We start from the raw sequence: 271 nt of genomic DNA on the forward strand, positions 1-271 counted from the left end.
CCCCTGTCTGCTGATCGGATAAGGCTGGACGCTCCCGCCCTTCTCCACCGCCGATAAAATCCGCCGGTCAAAATCAATGTCCACCAGATTGAGGCTGGTTATCGCATTCCGGCGCATCCCGGTTTCAATCAGAGTGTAGATGATGGCCCGATTCCGGTACGGCCGAAAGTTCTTTCTCTGGGGTGGGGTTGCGCCGCCGTGGCGATGACGATCCCGGGAGCGGCCGCCAACGAGCAGGAGCTGATCGGCCGCATCGAGAATCCGGTTACGT

1 protein-coding gene is annotated in these 271 nt (G+C 60.1%); it reads right to left on the bottom strand.

Features of this window, described 5'->3' with window-relative positions; translation table 11 throughout:
* Positions 1-271: site-specific integrase (locus ACYQ8U_RS23425; RefSeq protein ID WP_459947956.1), on the bottom strand; the 271-nt coding region annotated here is incomplete at both ends.

The sequence above is a fragment of the Desulfocastanea catecholica genome (genome assembly GCF_054657295.1).